Raw genomic sequence first — 15,686 nt, 5'->3', positions numbered from 1 at the left:
GACCGCTATGTCGGATTTTGACGCGGCCATTGAGCGCGCCGTTTTTATTGTCAGCCTGAATGCTGGTGTTCGGAAAATATCGGCTTTTTCAGGGACGACTAATTAGCAATGATGAAGTTAATAAAATGTTTGGCAACATACCCTAAAATACCATGCCGCGAATGGTTACGAGCCCGCGTAGATACGATTAGCGTAGCGTAATCTGACGAAAGAAACCATGAACCTTCAAGTCAACAAGGCCATAATATGCGCAGAATTTTTAGGGTGCTGCCGTCAGACGCACCGATCGCGGTTCATGCTAAAAACGACTAACTCGCCAGCATAGATGCCCCCAAACATCACCACCCGCTTGGTGGCCGAAACCAATCCGGCCTACCTGCAAGTCGGCTACCACTATGACGTGCAGGGATGCACGAATGCCGCGAGCGCAGGACGCGCAAGAGCGGCCGACGGCGCCGGCCGTTTGCTGAACCGCATCCTCAGCAACGGCGCGATTACCCATTACGGCTGGGACGCGGCCGGCCGCTTGACGCGACTGAAAAACACCACCCTCACCGGTGAGCTGGTCAACGATACGCAGTACACGCGCGACCGGCTCGGCAACATTCTGAGCCAAACCGCAACCAACGCGCTGGGCCAGGTCAATATGAAATATGAAATGGTTTAATCATCCCGGACACTTCGAAAGACACCCTTTATACTGTCTTTAGAGGTGATTATGAACGAGAGCAACAAACACAAACGCCCCAAATATACGTTGGAATTTAAGCAAGATGCGGCCAAGTTAGTGCTTGAAAACGGTTATACCCAACAGCAAGCCGCCGATCATTTGGGGATATCGTTAAGTGCCATTAGGCGTTGGGTCGCCGCAGAACGTAAACCCACCCATAAACCCGATTCGACGGGGAAGAAAACGGTATTGCCCTTGGCCGATCAAGCTGAATTGATGCGGATGCGGAAGGAAATCGAGCAGTTACGCATGGAGCGAGAAATTTTAAAAAAGGCGATGGTCTTCTTTGCCAAAGAAGCTCAATAAGATACGGATTTATTCGAGCGCAAATGAAGACGTACCCTGTAACCGTATTGTGTCGGGTGATGGAAGTGAGCACCAGTGCCTTTTATGCCTGGTGTAAACAGCCGGAAGACAGCGAAAAAACAAAACAAAAACAGCGCCTTGAGGACAAGGTTAGTCAGATTTTTATTCAAAACAAGCAGAGTTACGGTTCACGCCGCTTGTCGAATGAGTTGAAAAAACAAGGATTTGCTGTTGGTCGCTATAAAACGCGTCAGGTGATGGGGCAACTCAAGCTGAAGGTGCGCTATCCCAAACGTTATAAATCGACGACAGATAGCAATCACAATGAGGCCATCTCGCCCAATCGCCTGGATCGGCAATTTAATGTCGCAAAACCCAATCAAGTTTGGACGACTGACATCACCTATATCTGGACATTGCAAGGCTGGCTGTATCTGGCGGTCGTGATCGACTTGTTTGCTCGGCGCGTGGTGGGTTGGGCGATTGACGACCATATGCGCACTTCACTGTGTGTGCGAGCCTTGCAAATGGCATTCTGGCAGCGAAAGCCCGATAAAGGCCTACTGCATCATTCAGACCGCGGCAGCCAGTATGCCAGCCAGGAATATCGACAACATCTGGCAGTGATGGGGATGCAGCAAAGTATGAGTCGCAAGGGAAACTGTTGGGATAACGCGCCCACGGAACGTTTTTTCCGCAGTTTGAAACACGAGCAACTTGAATACGAGACCTTTAGAACCAAAGAGGCCGCAAAACAAAGTCTGCTGGATTATTTGGCCTTCTACAATGGTCGCCGAAGCCACTCGACCTGTGGCTACCAATCCCCGCTTCAATTCGAGCGGGATTATTTGAAAAATGTGGCTGGGTAGGTGTCCGGTTTTAGTTGACCATTACACCAAAAATCAGTCCTATCGATAGGGACAGGGCCGCAACAATTCCTGTGGTTTGTTTTGTCATCAAGAATTCCCTCTATTATGCTGTAATCAAAACTCTGGCAAAAACTCGACTGCGTAACCCCGGTGTAACCCCGAAAATAAAAAAGGCCTTAGATTTTCATCTAAAGCCTTGATTTATATGGAGCTGGTGATGGGACTCGAACCCGCGACCGGCTGATTACAAATCAGCTGCTCTACCAACTGAGCTACACCAGCAATTATTTATTATTAGGCTCTATCGACCAATTCGACATACGCCATTGGCGCATCATCACCTGATCTGAAACCGCACTTAATGATTCTCAAATAACCGCCTTGCCTTTCTTTATATCTAGGGCCAAGGTCGTTAAACAGTTTTGTTACAACCTCTCTATCCCGCAGCTTTGAAAAAGCATGACGTCTTTTCGCAACTGTATCTTCTTTAGATAAAGTGATCAACGGTTCCGCCATCATACGCAATTCTTTCGCTTTAGGCAATGTAGTTTTGATCAGTTCGTGCTTGAATAATGAACAAGCCATATTGCTGAATAACGCGCCTCTATGGCTGCTATTTTTGTTTAATTGTCTACCTGATTTACGATGTCTCATTTCTATTTGCCTTGTTTATATACCGATTTGGGATTGATCTACCAGATTCTCTGGTGGCCAGTTTTCAAGCCTCATACCCAAAGACAAGCCTTTTATAGCAAGTATATCTTTAATTTCAGTAAGAGATTTTTTTCCCAAATTGGGTGTTCTTAATAATTCCACTTCTGTCCGCTGAATCAAATCGCCAATATAGAAAATATTCTCTGCTTTAAGGCAATTAGCTGAACGAACTGTTAATTCAAGATCATCAACCGGTCTTAATAAGATAGGATCGAATGCCTCTTCCTCAACCACATTTTCTTCAGGCGTTTGCTCTTTGACTTTTTCGAAGTCAACAAAAACTGATAGTTGATCGTGCAAAATTGAGGCGGCTAGCTTTATGACCGCTTCGGGATCAACTGTTCCATTAGTTTCAAGTTCCACAACGAGCTTATCGAGGTTGGTTCTTTGCTCAACCCGAGTGGTTTCAACGTGGTAAGCAACCTTAACAATTGGACTGAACGCAGCATCTACCATCAATACGCCTACAGGAGTATCTTCCATCTGCTCTTTCCGAACTGCAGCAGGAATATATCCGCGGCCTCGTTCGATCTTGATTTTAATATCAAGCTGCTTATCTTGAGTAAGATTCGCGATCACAAGACCTGGGTTGATAATTTCAACGCTACTAGTGGTTTCAATATCCGCAGCTGTAACACTACCTATTCCGGACTTTGATAAAGTTAAAGTAATTTCATCTTTACCGTGTAGGAGGACAGATAGCTTTTTTAGATTCAAGAGGATGTCTATAACATCCTCTTGAACGCCTTCAATAGTTGTGTATTCATGCAGCACCCCAGCTATCGAAACTTCTGTAACTGCGCAGCCCGGTATTGAGGACAGCATAACTCTGCGTAGAGCGTTACCCAAAGAATGACCATAGCCACGCTCGAGGGGCTCGATGACGATTCTTGAATGGTTTGCTGTATGGCTAACTACTTCAACTAATTTTGGCTTTAACAAACCCGCAATAGAACTCTGCATACCTTAATCCGACTAATTACTTAGAATAGAGCTCGACAACCAACTGCTCATTGATCTCCGACCCCAAATCAACGCGGTCTGGTAGAGATTTAAACGTACCACTCATATCCTTTGGGTTAACTTCAACCCATTGAGGGAAGCCATACTGCTCGGCAACGACAAGCGCTTCTTTGATTCTCTGCTGGCTTTTTGCTTTCTCACGAAGAGAAACTTTATCACCAGCAACCACTTGGTAAGAAGGTATGTTAATCAGCTGATCGTTGACAACAATTGCTTTATGAGAGACCAATTGACGCGCTTCGGCTCGTGTTGAAGCAAAACCCATTCTATAGACAACGTTATCTAAACGTGACTCAAGGAAATTAAGTAGGTTTTGACCAGTGGCGCCTTTTTGTAGGTCAGCAGCTTTATAGTAGTTTCTGAACTGCTTTTCCAATACGCCGTAAATCCTGCGCAGTCTTTGCTTTGCTCTCAATTGCAATGCATAGTCAGAATTTCTAGTGCGTTTTGCACCGTGCTGACCAGGGCGCTGATCCAGCTTACACTTACTTTCTAACGACTTTCCTCTGCTTTTCAGAAATAAGTCCGTTCCTTCCCTGCGACTTAATTTGCAGACGGGTCCAAGATATCTTGCCATTTTTTACTCCAAAACCTTTATACGCGACGCTTTTTAGGCGGACGACAACCATTATGCGGAATAGGTGTTACATCCACAATGTTAGAAATTTTAAAGCCCATACTATTCAATGAGCGAACAGCTGACTCTCTTCCAGGCCCCGGCCCTTTGATCATTACATCAAGGTTTTTCATGCCATATTCTTGAGCAACTATGCCTGCCTTTTCAGCCGCAACCTGCGCAGCAAAAGGCGTGCTTTTCCTTGAGCCTCTGAAACCAGAACCACCCGAGGTTGCCCATGAAAGAGCGTTACCCTTTCTGTCAGTGATTGTCACAATGGTATTATTAAAAGATGCGTGAACGTGGGCGATGCCATCAGCCACTTCTTTTTTTATGCGTTTTTTAACACGGTTTTGGGTTGCCATTAACTTGCCTATTTAAAAACTTTATTTTGTAACTGGTTTTCTAGGGCCTTTACGGGTCCTTGCATTTGTTCGTGTACGCTGACCTCTTAAGGGCAGCCCTCTTCTATGTCTAATGCCTCGATAGCACCCCAGATCCATTAGCCGTTTGATGTTCATAGAAACTTCGCGTCGCAAATCACCTTCCACAGTCATTGTGGCGATAACCTTACGAATATTTTCTACTTGATCTTCGGTTAATTCTTTGATCTTTACGGTAGTTTGTATGCCAACCTTAGCGCAGATAAGCCGTGCCGTCTGCCTTCCAATTCCGTATATAGCAGTCAATGCAATTTCTGCGTGCTTATGATCAGCTACGTTAATACCGGCTATACGAGCCATCCAGATACTCCTAAAGTTTGATTCTTAAGTTAATCGAGAATTATAACATCATTCTTTTAAAAAACAAAATTAACCTTGCCGTTGTTTGTGACGACCATCTTTGCAGATGACCCGCACAACGCCGCTTCTTTTGATGATTTTGCAGTTCTTACAAATTGGTTTTATTGATGCACGTACTTTCACGGCAAACTCCTTATATTAATTTAAGTTCTTTTTAAATTTGCTTTTTTCATTAAGCTTTCATATTGCTGGGACATCAAATGAGTTTGCATCTGGGATATAAAATCCATAACAACCACAACAATAATCAGCAGCGAAGTACCACCGAATGAAAATGGAACGTTCCAGTATACGATCAAAAACTCTGGAAGCAAACAAATCAAAGTTATATAGATAGCTCCTACCAGGGTCAAACGCGTCATAACCTTATCGATATAAGCTGTTGTCTGTATGCCGGGCCGAATACCGGGCAAATACGCGCCTGATTTCTTTAAGTTTTCCGCCGTTTCCTTTGAATTAAAGACCAGAGCGGTGTAAAAGAAACAGAAAAATATAATTGCTAGCGCATAAAACATCACATATACCGGCTGACCGGGTGATAACACAGTAGATATATCTTGCAGCCAGGCGAAACCTTCTACATTCCCAAACCAACCAGCAATTGTGGCTGGAAACAATATTATACTTGAGGCGAAAATAGGCGGTATTACACCAGCCATATTTAATTTTAACGGGAGAAAAGATGTCTGCCCCGCATATACTTTATTACCTTGCTGACGCTTGGGGTAATTGATGGTTATTCGGCGCTGAGCGCGCTCAACAAACACCACAATTCCTGTCACAATTATTGAAATTGCAAACAGTAAAATTATGAATGCGCTATTCATCTCGCCTGTTCTTGCCAACTCAAGCGTACCACCAATTGCGGAAGGCAGTCCCGAAACGATACCTGCGAAGATAATCAAGGAAATACCGTTCCCAATCCCTCTTTCGGTAACTTGCTCACCAAGCCACATCAAAAATATAGTACCAGTTACCAAGGTAAGCGTGGTGACAATAATAAAAGCCAAACCGGGATTAATTACAACAGACATACCGCCAGCTGTTTGGTTTTGTAAAGCTATAGATATACCAATCGACTGAAACATTGCCAAGACAACCGTGGCATATCTAGTAAATTGCGTAATCTTTCTGCGACCGGATTCACCTTCTTTCTTCATTTGCTCCATTGCTGGCACTACAATGGTCATCAGCTGCATAATAATTGACGCAGAGATATAAGGCATAATACCTAGGGCAAAAATACTCAGCCTCATCAAAGCACCACCTGAAAACATGTTAAACATGTCCAGAATAGAACCAGATTGTTGAGCAAACATCGCCGCTAACGCATTCGGATCAATGCCCGGAACAGGTATGTGAGCACCAACTCTATATACTACAAACGCACCCAATACAAATAGTAGCCTTGACTTCAACTCCCCAAACCGGAATTTTCCAGCGGAAACATCATACCCTTTTGTGCTCACTTACGCCTCGACTTTGCCGCCGGCAGCTTGAATAACTTCAAGAGCACCCGCAGTAACTGATATACCTTTTAACGAAACAGCTTTAGAAATTGAACCTGAGTTAATCAGCTTCACCTTCTTAGAGAAAGAAGGCACAATATTGTTATCGATTAAAACCTGCAAATCAATAACGCTTGCATCTAAGCTTTCTAATTCATGCAGCCTAATCTCTGCAGTAAATTTTTTCATTCTAGATGTAAAGCCTACTTTTGGTAGTCGTCTTTGCAAAGGCATTTGACCGCCTTCAAAACCTACTTTATGAAAACCACCGCTACGTGATTTTTGGCCTTTATGACCTCTACCGCAGGTTTTTCCATCAGTACAGCCGATACCACGACCCACTCTTTTCGCTTTTTTTCTCGCACCATAGGATGCTTGAATAGTATTAAGGTACATCAAATTTCCTCGACTTTTAGCATGTATGCAATTTTATTGATCATTCCACGGTTTTCGGGAGTATCGATAACCTCAACAGTTTGTCGAATTTTATGAAGACCCAAACCTTTTAAACATTGCTGATGACTTTTTAAGCGACCGTTTTTGCTTTTTGTCATCATTACACTTAATTTTTTGGCTACCATGAAAATTATCCTGTAATTTGTTCAACACTCAAACCGCGTTTAGCTGCGATTTGTTTAGCATCATGCATAGAGGTCAATCCATTGATGGTTGCTCTAACAACATTAATTGGGTTACTTGTACCAATACATTTGGCTAACACATTGTGCACACCGACAACCTCAAATACCGCCCTCATCGCACCACCCGCAATGATGCCTGTACCTTCCGAAGCTGGCTGCATGTATACTTTAGCAGCGCCGGTATTTGACATAATGGAATATTGCAGAGTGCCTTCTTTTAACGCCACTTTACGCATGTTTTTTCTAGCTTGTTCGAGTGACTTTTGAATGGCAACAGGAACTTCCCGAGCCTTCGATACGCCATATCCGACTCGTCCTTCGCCGTCTCCAACAACTGTAAGAGCTGCAAAACCAAAGACCCGTCCACCCTTTACTACTTTAGCTACACGTCTTACGGATACAAGTTTTTCTTGCAATCCATCTGTACTACCTTGAGCTGGTGCTGTTGCCATTCTATTTCCCCTAAAACTTCAATCCAGCTTCACGTGCAGCATCAGCCAATGCCTTTACGCGGCCATGATATTTAAAACCTGAACGATCGAATGCTACGTGAGTAACACCAGCGGCAATTGCTTTTTCGGCAATTTGCTTTCCGACTTCCATTGCTGCATTGACGTTACTTGTATTCTTGACAGCGGTTTTTATGCCAACTTCTAAAGTTGACGCAGCAGCCAATGTCGCCTTTCCATCCACACTTAATACTTGTGCATAAATGTGTTGAGACGTTCTATGAATGGTTAATCTATTAACTTCTTGCTTTTTAATTTTGCAACGTAATTTCAAAGCTCTTTTCAATCTAGCGGACTTTTTATCCATCTGTTTACCTATTTTTTCTTGGCTTCTTTGCGAGCGACATATTCATCAGCTAATCTAACACCCTTACCTTTATAAGGCTCGGGCGGACGGAAAGATCTTATCTCTGATGCAACTTGTCCAACTTTTTGTTTATCGCTACCTTTGACGAGAAGTTCGGTTTGAGAAGGCAGCTCTACAGTCACTCCATCCGGGACCGTATATTCAACCGGATTAGAATAACCAAGCGATAACGTTAATAAGTCACCCTTAACTTGAGCTCGGTAACCAACGCCAACCAAAAGCATTTTTTTAACAAATCCTTCAGACACGCCTTTAACCATATTGTTAATTGATGCCCTTGCCGTGCCAGCGAACGCTTTTGCATTTTTTGCGCTTTCGTCCCAAACGATTTTGATTTCACCTTGAGCTATATCCAGCTTTACAGCCTCGTGAAGACCAAAAGATAATTCACCCAACTTGCCTTTCACTATCATCAAATTTCCATCGACTTTTACATCAACGCCCGATGGTACTGTAATAGGAGCATTTGCTACTCTTGACATACTATCTCCTAAGCCTTAGCAAACTGTGCAAATCACTTCGCCGCCATGCCCAATAGCACGTGCAGCACGATCTGTCATGACACCATTGGAAGTAGAAACTATCGCAATTCCTAAACCACCCAGTACTTTTGGCAATTCGTCTTTCGATTTATAAATACGCAAACCTGGACGACTTACTCTTTTCACATTTTCAATTACGGGTACTCCATTGAAATATTTCAATTCAACCGTCATTTCCATGTGATTGCCGTTTTGTTCTGCATTAAAATCGGTTATATACCCTTCATCTTTTAATACTTTCGCAATAGCTAGTTTTAGCTTAGAGGAAGGCATTTTTACACTTTTTTTACCTGCAGATTGACCATTTCTAATTCTGGTCAACATATCTGCAATTGGATCTGTCATGCTCATTAATATTCTCCAAAAACGTAAGGAACAGAATTACCAGCTGGCCTTGGTTACACCAGGTACATCACCACGCATAGTGGCTTCTCTCAGTTTATTCCGGCTTAGACCGAATTTTCTGTAATAACCGTGCGGACGACCCGTTAGGTTACAACGATTACGCAATCTGGATTTACTTGAATCTCTTGGTAACTTTTGTAATTGAAGTTGAGCAGTTTCCTTTTCTTCATAAGAAGCATTAGGCGATCTAATAATTTCTTTTAAAGCGTTTCTTTTTGCTTGATATTTTTTGATTAAGTTTGCACGCTTAACTTCACGCGCAATCATTGATTTTTTTGCCATATCCGTCGCCCTTAGTTTTTGAATGGAAAATTAAATTGCTTCAGCAACGCCAGCCCTTCTTCATCAGATTTGGCTGTTGTAGTGATGCAAATATCCATACCACGCAGAGCGTCTATTTTGTCATAGTCTATCTCTGGGAAAATTATTTGTTCTTTTATGCCCATAGAATAGTTACCACGCCCATCAAAACTTTTGGAACTCATCCCTCTAAAGTCACGTATACGCGGAATCGCAATAGTAATCAGCCTATCGAAAAACTCATACATTTTCTCGCCACGTAAAGTTACCTTGCAACCGATTGGCATGTCATCGCGAATTTTAAACCCAGCGATCGATTTTCTTGATAAGGTAACAACCGCCTTTTGGCCTGCGATTTTTTCCATATCAGCAACAGCAGATTGGAGAATTTTCTTATCAGCAATTGCTTCCCCGACACCCATATTCAAAGTAATTTTTGAGAGCTTAGGTACTTGCATGATTGATTTATAACCAAATTGCTCTTGCATTGCCTGAACAATTTCACTTTTGTATTTTGATTCTAGTCTAGCCATAGCTCAATTACCTTATAGACCAACAACATCATTAGTTGATTTAAAAAATCTGACTTTTTTTCCGTCTTCCAGAATTCTAAACCCTACACGATCTGCTTTTTTAGTCTTAGGATTGAATAAAGCCACGTTTGAAATATCGACAGGCATATCTTTTTCAACAATGCCGCCAGAAACACCTAGGTTTGGATTTCCTTTTTGGTGTTTTTTGACTGTATTGATACCTTCTACCAATAACTTTTTGTCGTTCAAAATCTTTACGACCTTCCCTAGCTTGCCTTTGTCTTTCCCTACAATCACGATGACTTCATCGCCTTGTTTAATTTTTTGCATTTTGATACCCAATAATTAAAGTACTTCTGGAGCCAGTGAGATAATTTTCATAAATTTATCTCCTCTTAATTCCCTTGTAACTGGTCCAAATATACGGGTACCAATGGGCTGAAGTTGGTTGTTTAAAATTACGGCGGCATTGCCATCGAAACGAATAACAGAACCGTCAGCTCTACGCACGCCTTTTCGGGTTCTTACTACAAGGGCATTATATACTTCGCCCTTTTTAACCCGGGTGCGTGGCATAGCATCCTTTACGCTGACCTTTATAATATCGCCTATACCAGCGTAGCGCCTATGTGAGCCACCTAATACTTTGATACACATGACCTTTTTTGCACCGCTATTGTCGGCAACGTCAAGGCTAGTTTGCATCTGAATCATTTTAAATTCCCAACTAAATTCGAATTAATTATCTGTTAGAAGCTTCAAGCACTTCTACTAATTTAAATGTTTTGTTTTTGGACAAAGGACGACAAGAAGCAATCGATACAATATCGCCTTCATTGCATTGGTTATTTTCGTCATGTACTAAAAACTTGGTCGAGCGTTTAACATATTTACCGTAAACAGGGTGCTTCACCAATCGTTCCACTAGAACTGAAACGGTTTTGTCCATTTTGTTGCTAACAACGCGACCGGTTACTGTACGGATTTTCTCTGCTTTCTCATTCATAGTTAGACTCTCGCCTTTTCGCCTAAAACAGTATTGATACGAGCTATATCGCGTCTCACCTGCTTTACTTGGCTAGACCTGATCTGTTGACCCGCGCCTTTTTGCATACGCAAATTAAATTGCTCACGAGCCAACTCCAAAAGATTGGCCATTAACTCATCTTTTGTTTTATTTCTTAATTCTGTCGCTTTCATTACATTATTGTCCGTGCAGAAAATGTTGTCTTAACAGGAAGTTTCGCTGCTGCTAAATCAAACGCTTCACGCGCAAGCTCTTCAGAAACGCCTTCTATTTCGAACAACATAGTTCCTGGTTTAATTTGAGCAACCCAGTATTCTACACTACCTTTACCTTTACCCATACGAACTTCTAATGGTTTTTTGGTAATAGGCTTATCAGGGAAAACACGTATCCAAATTTTACCGCCCCGCTTTACGTGGCGGCTGATTGCCCTACGAGCCGCCTCAATTTGGCGGGCCGTCATTCTACCACGACTAACTGACTTTAATCCATACTCGCCAAAACTAACGGACGACCCTCTAAGGGCTGTACCGTTGTTTCTACCAGTATGCTGTTTACGAAATTTTGTTCTTTTTGGCTGAAGCATTATTCTATTCCTTCAACTATTTTTTAGAATCGGAGTTTAATGAAGCTGCATGCGCATCCATATCAAACACCTCACCTTTGAATATCCAGACTTTAATACCGATGATACCGTAGGTTGTTTTAGCTTCAGCGGTACCGTAATCGATATCGGCACGCAGGGTGTGCAATGGAACGCGACCTTCTCTATACCATTCGGTACGAGCAATTTCAGCACCATTTAAACGGCCGGCTACAGTAATTTTAATACCCTCGGCACCAAGGCGCATGGTATTGGTAACTGCCCTTTTCATCGCTCTGCGGTACATGATCCGCTTCTCTAATTGCTGAGCAATACTTTCCGCAACCAGATAAGCATCGAGCTCAGGCTTCCTGATTTCTTCGACATTCAGCTGGACGGGCACTCCCATCATGGCTGAAATATCTTGTCTCAAGATATCGATATCCTCGCCTTTCTTACCTATCACAATACCTGGTCGCGCGGTATGCACGGTGATATTAGCGTTGTTGGCAGGGCGATTAATCTGAACTCTGCTTACAGATGCGTGAGCAAGTTTTTTCTTAATATATTCGCGAACTTTCAGATCTTGTAACAGAAGAATTGGGTAATTCTGGCTATTTGCATACCATCTGGAAGTCCAATCTTTAACAATCCCTAGGCGTATGCCCGTGGGATGAACCTTTTGACCCATTTTCTACCCCTATTAGCTTTCTGCTACTTTAATTGTTATGTGACAAGTTCTTTTCAGTATGTGATTTGCACGTCCTTTAGCTCTGGCACTGATCCTTTTCATGGTTCGGCCTTCATTCACATATACTGTTGATACTCTCAACTCATCAACGTCCGCACTTTCATTGTGCTCCGCATTTGCTATAGCAGACTCGAGAATTTTCTTGATAATTGCCGCCGCTTTCTTTGAACTAAAATTCAATAGATTAAGCGCCTTTTCAACTGGCAATCCCCGTATTTGATCACCCACTAATCTGGCTTTTTGTGCAGATAGTGGAGCATTACTCAATTTAGCTGAAACTTCCACACTAACTCCTATCTCGATTTTTTATCAATAATATGGCCTTTATAAGTTCTAGTAGGCGAAAACTCTCCTAACTTATGACCAACCATGTTTTCCGAGATCAAAACAGGAATGTGCTGTTTACCATTGTGCACAGCTATGGTCAGGCCCAACATATCTGGGCTAATCATGGATCTTCTTGACCAAGTTTTAATCGGTTTCCGGTTATTTGCTCTCACTGCTTCCTCTACTTTCTTCAGCAAGTGATGATCAATAAATGGACCTTTTTTAATTGAACGCGGCACGAGTTATACCTCTTATTTTTGCTTACGGCGTCTAACAATCATATTGTCAGTACGTTTATTTTTGCGAGTTTTGTAACCTTTAGTAGGTGTACCCCAAGGCGAAACAGGGTGTCTACCACCCGAAGTTCTACCTTCACCACCACCATGAGGATGATCAACCGGGTTCATCGCCACACCTCTTACGGTTGGGCGAACACCTCTCCATCTTTTGGCACCGGCCTTACCTAGCGAGATCAAGTTATGCTCGGAATTAGAGACCTCGCCGACCACACCTTTGCAGTCGGACGGTACTTTACGCATTTCACCAGAACGCAGGCGAATTGTTACGTATGCACCATCTTTTGCAACTAATTGAACCGATGTCCCGGCACTTCTCGCAATTTGCGCGCCTTTACCCGGCTTTAATTCAACACAATGGATAGTTGTACCCAGCGGCATATTCCGGAGCGGCATACAATTTCCAGGTTTCACCGGCGCAGTTTCTGCACTAATTATTTCCTGACCAATTTCAATACCTTTGGGAGCAATAACATATCTACGCTCACCATCCTTAAACAAAACCAAAGCGATGTTCGCTGTTCTGTTGGGATCATATTCAATTCTTTCAACAACAGCAGGTATTTCAGTTTTATTGCGTTTAAAGTCAATAATGCGGTAGAACTGTTTATGTCCACCACCAACGTGCCGGGTTGTAATCCGACCTGTATTGTTACGACCACCAGATTTGCTTTTTTTGTCTAGTAGTTGCGCAAATGGCTTACCCTTATGCAAATCATTATTTTTTACACGCACTACAAACCGAGAACCCGGAGATGTCGGTTTAGATTTTAGAATAGCCATGCTTTTCTACCGCTCCTATTGATCTTTTATTAAGCTGTTGCTAATTCAATGTTGTGTCCAGATTGCAATCTGACATATGCCTTCTTCCAATCCGATCTTTTACCCAATGTACGTCCAAAGCGTTTGATTTTACCTTTTACATTTAAAACGCGCACAGATTCGACCTTTACTTCGAACATCATTTCCACCGCATTTTTAATTTGTAATTTGGTAGCATTTTTTGCAACTTTAAACACAAATTGATTGCCTTTGTCGGCGACTATAGCGCTTTTTTCTGACACAATTGGCGCAGAAATGATGCTGGCTAACTTAATTTGTTGAGTACTCATGCTAAACGCTCCTCAATCTGCTTTAGTGCAGCAGTTGTTGCAATTACCTTGTCTGCTGAAACCAAAGATACCGGATCTACACTAGTGGGAGTTACAACAGCAATGTAAGGTAAATTTCTCGCCGCTAGAATTAAATTTTCATTTAATTCTTCAATAACCACCAAAATACGTTTTGCATCAATATCTTTAATTTTTGCAAGAAACTCTTTGGTTTTTGGCGAGGAAGGCATAATGTCGTCACATACTGCGATTCGATCTTGTCTCAGCAATTCCGAGAAAATCGACCGAATGCCGGCCTTATACATTTTTTTATTTAATTTTTGATCAAAAGATCTTGGCTGAGCCGCGAAATTCACACCACCTGTACGCCAAATCGGGCTGCGAGTAGTACCCGCGCGGGCACGACCTGTTCCTTTTTGTCTAAAAGGTTTCGCGCCACCACCGCTTACTGCGGCGCGATTTTTTTGCGCTTTCGTGCCTGCTCTCGCTGCTGCCATGTATTTGACAACTAGCTGATGAACCAGGGTTTCATTAAAATCTTGGCCAAAAACCAATTCGGATACATCTAATGCTTGTGATGTACCTTGATTACTGATTGCAGGTATTTGCAGACTCATCACTTAACCTTTATTTAACATTTTGACTGCAGGCGTAATAACAACGTCGCCACCTTTAGCACCAGGAACAGCGCCCTTTACCAAGATCAAATTTCGTTCGGCATCAACGGCATGTATCGTCAAATTTTGAACGGTTGTTTTAACCGCTCCCATTTGACCGCACATTTTCTTACCTTTAAAAACCCGACCCGGCGTTTGGTTCATACCGTTAGAACCAGGAACCCTATGCGATCTAGAGTTACCATGCGTAGCATCCTGCGTTCTAAAGTTATGCCTTTTTACCGTGCCGGCAAAACCTTTACCGATACTGGTACCGGAAACGTCTATGGTTTGACCAGCTTCAAAGACGTTCACAGTCAATTCTGAACCGGCAGATAACTCAACACCTTCATCGTCTTTTAATCTGAATTCCCACAAGCCACGACCAGCCGTTACATTTGCTGCTGCATAATGACCAGCCATAGCTTTATTAACTTTCGAAGACTTGACATCACCTGCCGCTACTTGAACGGCTCGGTAGCCATCGCTATCAACACTTTTCACTTGAATCACACGGTTTGATTCGACGTGCAAAACTGTTACTGGCACTGAAGTACCGTCTTCACAAAAAATTCGGGTCATACCACATTTACGACCAACAAGACCTATTGACATCTGCCAATTCCTCTAAATATTTCTAGCTTTTATTTAAGCTTAATTTGAACATCAACCCCAGCTGCAAGATCCAACTTCATCAATGCATCTACAGTTTTATCGGTTGGCTCGACGATGTCGAGCAGCCGCTTGTACGTTCTCAACTCATACTGATCACGCGCATCTTTATTTACGTGCGGGGATATCAATATCGTGAAGCGTTCTTTTCTTGTTGGCAGCGGGATCGGGCCTTTAACTTGGGCACCGGTTCTTTTCGCTGTTTCAACAATTTCACCCGCCGATTGATCAATCAATTTATGATCGAATGCTTTCAATTGGATACGGATAGTTTGATTAGCCATTTTTTATTACTCAATGATAGAAGCAACAACACCCGCACCAACGGTACGACCACCTTCACGGATAGCGAAACGTAAGCCGTCTTCCATCGCGATAGGTGCAATTAATTTTACG

At 42.7% G+C, this 15,686-nt stretch carries 32 protein-coding genes and 1 tRNA gene; 3 read left to right on the top strand and 30 right to left on the bottom strand.

Annotated features, from left to right (window positions below; genetic code table 11):
- Positions 1 to 325 precede the first annotated feature (325 nt).
- Genes M0R33_RS23360 through M0R33_RS23350 form a run of 3 tightly spaced genes read left to right on the top strand, consistent with a single transcriptional unit; the run spans position 326 to position 1,905 of the window.
- Positions 326 to 667: a hypothetical protein gene (locus M0R33_RS23360; protein ID WP_292574367.1), complete on the top strand. Its 342-nt coding sequence runs from the start codon at positions 326 to 328 to the stop codon at positions 665 to 667.
- Positions 668 to 718: 51 nt separating this feature from the next.
- Entirely contained in the window at positions 719 to 1,036 is a 318-nt protein-coding gene (locus M0R33_RS23355; RefSeq protein ID WP_292574366.1) for a transposase, read from the top strand.
- Complete coding sequence (locus M0R33_RS23350) at positions 943 to 1,905, top strand: IS3 family transposase (RefSeq protein WP_366044629.1); 963 nt, start codon at positions 943 to 945, stop codon at positions 1,903 to 1,905. Before M0R33_RS23355 ends, M0R33_RS23350 begins: the two co-directional genes overlap by 94 nt.
- A 206-nt stretch (positions 1,906 to 2,111) precedes the next feature.
- Here the strand turns inward: M0R33_RS23350 and M0R33_RS23345 are convergent.
- The 30 genes from M0R33_RS23345 to M0R33_RS23200 form a co-directional block, all read right to left on the bottom strand.
- Positions 2,112 to 2,187 (bottom strand) — tRNA-Thr (locus tag M0R33_RS23345).
- A 12-nt stretch (positions 2,188 to 2,199) separates the two neighbouring features.
- A complete protein-coding gene (rplQ, locus tag M0R33_RS23340) occupies positions 2,200 to 2,559 on the bottom strand; it encodes a 50S ribosomal protein L17 (RefSeq protein ID WP_292574365.1) in 360 nt (119 codons plus the stop codon).
- A 15-nt stretch (positions 2,560 to 2,574) separates the two neighbouring features.
- Positions 2,575 to 3,582, bottom strand: a complete 1,008-nt coding sequence (rpoA, locus tag M0R33_RS23335; protein WP_292574364.1) for a DNA-directed RNA polymerase subunit alpha — start codon at positions 3,580 to 3,582, stop codon at positions 2,575 to 2,577.
- Between the two features lie 16 nt (positions 3,583 to 3,598).
- Positions 3,599 to 4,219, bottom strand: a complete 621-nt coding sequence (gene rpsD / locus M0R33_RS23330; protein ID WP_292574363.1) for a 30S ribosomal protein S4 — start codon at positions 4,217 to 4,219, stop codon at positions 3,599 to 3,601.
- A gap of 17 nt (positions 4,220 to 4,236) precedes the next feature.
- A complete protein-coding gene (gene rpsK, locus M0R33_RS23325; protein WP_013820365.1) occupies positions 4,237 to 4,623 on the bottom strand; it encodes a 30S ribosomal protein S11 in 387 nt (128 codons plus the stop codon).
- 21 nt (positions 4,624 to 4,644) lie between these two features.
- Positions 4,645 to 5,001 (bottom strand): 30S ribosomal protein S13, encoded by a 357-nt coding sequence (gene rpsM / locus M0R33_RS23320; protein ID WP_013820366.1) that lies wholly within the window; start codon positions 4,999 to 5,001, stop codon positions 4,645 to 4,647.
- 69 nt (positions 5,002 to 5,070) lie between these two features.
- Entirely contained in the window at positions 5,071 to 5,184 is a 114-nt protein-coding gene (gene rpmJ / locus M0R33_RS23315; protein WP_013820367.1) for a 50S ribosomal protein L36, read from the bottom strand.
- A 20-nt stretch (positions 5,185 to 5,204) separates the two neighbouring features.
- Positions 5,205 to 6,530 (bottom strand): preprotein translocase subunit SecY, encoded by a 1,326-nt coding sequence (gene secY / locus M0R33_RS23310; RefSeq protein ID WP_292574362.1) that lies wholly within the window; start codon positions 6,528 to 6,530, stop codon positions 5,205 to 5,207.
- The gene (rplO, locus tag M0R33_RS23305; protein WP_292574361.1) at positions 6,531 to 6,965 is read right to left on the bottom strand and encodes a 50S ribosomal protein L15; all 435 of its coding nucleotides are present in this window, start codon (positions 6,963 to 6,965) and stop codon (positions 6,531 to 6,533) included.
- Positions 6,965 to 7,150 (bottom strand): 50S ribosomal protein L30, encoded by a 186-nt coding sequence (rpmD, locus tag M0R33_RS23300; protein WP_013820370.1) that lies wholly within the window; start codon positions 7,148 to 7,150, stop codon positions 6,965 to 6,967. Before rpmD ends, rplO begins: the two co-directional genes overlap by 1 nt.
- Before the next feature lie 5 nt (positions 7,151 to 7,155).
- A complete protein-coding gene (gene rpsE, locus M0R33_RS23295) occupies positions 7,156 to 7,662 on the bottom strand; it encodes a 30S ribosomal protein S5 (RefSeq protein ID WP_256613646.1) in 507 nt (168 codons plus the stop codon).
- A gap of 10 nt (positions 7,663 to 7,672) precedes the next feature.
- A complete protein-coding gene (gene rplR / locus M0R33_RS23290; RefSeq protein WP_292574360.1) occupies positions 7,673 to 8,026 on the bottom strand; it encodes a 50S ribosomal protein L18 in 354 nt (117 codons plus the stop codon).
- Positions 8,027 to 8,034: 8 nt separating this feature from the next.
- Positions 8,035 to 8,568 (bottom strand): 50S ribosomal protein L6, encoded by a 534-nt coding sequence (gene rplF, locus M0R33_RS23285; RefSeq protein ID WP_292574359.1) that lies wholly within the window; start codon positions 8,566 to 8,568, stop codon positions 8,035 to 8,037.
- A gap of 15 nt (positions 8,569 to 8,583) precedes the next feature.
- Positions 8,584 to 8,979, bottom strand: coding sequence for a 30S ribosomal protein S8 (rpsH, locus tag M0R33_RS23280; protein ID WP_292574358.1), 396 nt, complete (start codon positions 8,977 to 8,979; stop codon positions 8,584 to 8,586).
- 30 nt (positions 8,980 to 9,009) lie between these two features.
- The gene (rpsN, locus tag M0R33_RS23275) at positions 9,010 to 9,315 is read right to left on the bottom strand and encodes a 30S ribosomal protein S14 (protein ID WP_292574357.1); all 306 of its coding nucleotides are present in this window, start codon (positions 9,313 to 9,315) and stop codon (positions 9,010 to 9,012) included.
- An 11-nt stretch (positions 9,316 to 9,326) separates the two neighbouring features.
- Positions 9,327 to 9,866: a 50S ribosomal protein L5 gene (gene rplE / locus M0R33_RS23270; protein WP_292574356.1), complete on the bottom strand. Its 540-nt coding sequence runs from the start codon at positions 9,864 to 9,866 to the stop codon at positions 9,327 to 9,329.
- A 12-nt stretch (positions 9,867 to 9,878) separates the two neighbouring features.
- Complete coding sequence (rplX, locus tag M0R33_RS23265; protein WP_292574355.1) at positions 9,879 to 10,196, bottom strand: 50S ribosomal protein L24; 318 nt, start codon at positions 10,194 to 10,196, stop codon at positions 9,879 to 9,881.
- Positions 10,197 to 10,211: 15 nt separating this feature from the next.
- Positions 10,212 to 10,580, bottom strand: coding sequence for a 50S ribosomal protein L14 (gene rplN / locus M0R33_RS23260; RefSeq protein ID WP_292574354.1), 369 nt, complete (start codon positions 10,578 to 10,580; stop codon positions 10,212 to 10,214).
- Positions 10,581 to 10,608: 28 nt separating this feature from the next.
- Positions 10,609 to 10,872 carry a 30S ribosomal protein S17 gene (rpsQ, locus tag M0R33_RS23255; protein ID WP_292574353.1) on the bottom strand — a complete coding sequence of 88 codons (264 nt, stop codon included), beginning with the start codon at positions 10,870 to 10,872 and terminating at the stop codon, positions 10,609 to 10,611.
- Positions 10,873 to 10,874: 2 nt separating this feature from the next.
- Complete coding sequence (rpmC, locus tag M0R33_RS23250) at positions 10,875 to 11,066, bottom strand: 50S ribosomal protein L29 (RefSeq protein ID WP_292574352.1); 192 nt, start codon at positions 11,064 to 11,066, stop codon at positions 10,875 to 10,877.
- Positions 11,066 to 11,479 (bottom strand): 50S ribosomal protein L16, encoded by a 414-nt coding sequence (gene rplP, locus M0R33_RS23245; protein WP_292574351.1) that lies wholly within the window; start codon positions 11,477 to 11,479, stop codon positions 11,066 to 11,068. The genes rpmC and rplP overlap by 1 nt, the downstream gene beginning before the upstream one ends.
- A 16-nt stretch (positions 11,480 to 11,495) precedes the next feature.
- Positions 11,496 to 12,167, bottom strand: coding sequence for a 30S ribosomal protein S3 (rpsC, locus tag M0R33_RS23240; protein WP_292574350.1), 672 nt, complete (start codon positions 12,165 to 12,167; stop codon positions 11,496 to 11,498).
- Between the two features lie 12 nt (positions 12,168 to 12,179).
- Positions 12,180 to 12,512, bottom strand: a complete 333-nt coding sequence (gene rplV / locus M0R33_RS23235; protein WP_256613634.1) for a 50S ribosomal protein L22 — start codon at positions 12,510 to 12,512, stop codon at positions 12,180 to 12,182.
- An 8-nt stretch (positions 12,513 to 12,520) separates the two neighbouring features.
- The gene (gene rpsS, locus M0R33_RS23230) at positions 12,521 to 12,793 is read right to left on the bottom strand and encodes a 30S ribosomal protein S19 (RefSeq protein ID WP_013820384.1); all 273 of its coding nucleotides are present in this window, start codon (positions 12,791 to 12,793) and stop codon (positions 12,521 to 12,523) included.
- Positions 12,794 to 12,805: 12 nt separating this feature from the next.
- Entirely contained in the window at positions 12,806 to 13,633 is an 828-nt protein-coding gene (gene rplB / locus M0R33_RS23225; RefSeq protein ID WP_292574349.1) for a 50S ribosomal protein L2, read from the bottom strand.
- A gap of 29 nt (positions 13,634 to 13,662) precedes the next feature.
- Complete coding sequence (gene rplW / locus M0R33_RS23220) at positions 13,663 to 13,962, bottom strand: 50S ribosomal protein L23 (protein WP_292574348.1); 300 nt, start codon at positions 13,960 to 13,962, stop codon at positions 13,663 to 13,665.
- The gene (gene rplD, locus M0R33_RS23215) at positions 13,959 to 14,579 is read right to left on the bottom strand and encodes a 50S ribosomal protein L4 (protein WP_292574347.1); all 621 of its coding nucleotides are present in this window, start codon (positions 14,577 to 14,579) and stop codon (positions 13,959 to 13,961) included. The genes rplW and rplD overlap by 4 nt, the downstream gene beginning before the upstream one ends.
- Before the next feature lie 3 nt (positions 14,580 to 14,582).
- A complete protein-coding gene (gene rplC, locus M0R33_RS23210) occupies positions 14,583 to 15,233 on the bottom strand; it encodes a 50S ribosomal protein L3 (protein ID WP_292574346.1) in 651 nt (216 codons plus the stop codon).
- Between the two features lie 29 nt (positions 15,234 to 15,262).
- Positions 15,263 to 15,574, bottom strand: coding sequence for a 30S ribosomal protein S10 (gene rpsJ / locus M0R33_RS23205; RefSeq protein ID WP_013820389.1), 312 nt, complete (start codon positions 15,572 to 15,574; stop codon positions 15,263 to 15,265).
- 6 nt (positions 15,575 to 15,580) lie between these two features.
- Positions 15,581 to 15,686, bottom strand: a 106-nt coding sequence (locus M0R33_RS23200) for a hypothetical protein (protein ID WP_292574368.1), incomplete at its 5' end; no start/stop codon positions are given.

It is taken from the genome of Methylomonas sp. (genome assembly GCF_023228165.1).
Lineage (GTDB): Bacteria > Pseudomonadota > Gammaproteobacteria > Methylococcales > Methylomonadaceae > Methylomonas.
Note: the sequence above shows the minus strand (reverse complement) of the source record. Positions and strands in the feature narration are given on the sequence as shown.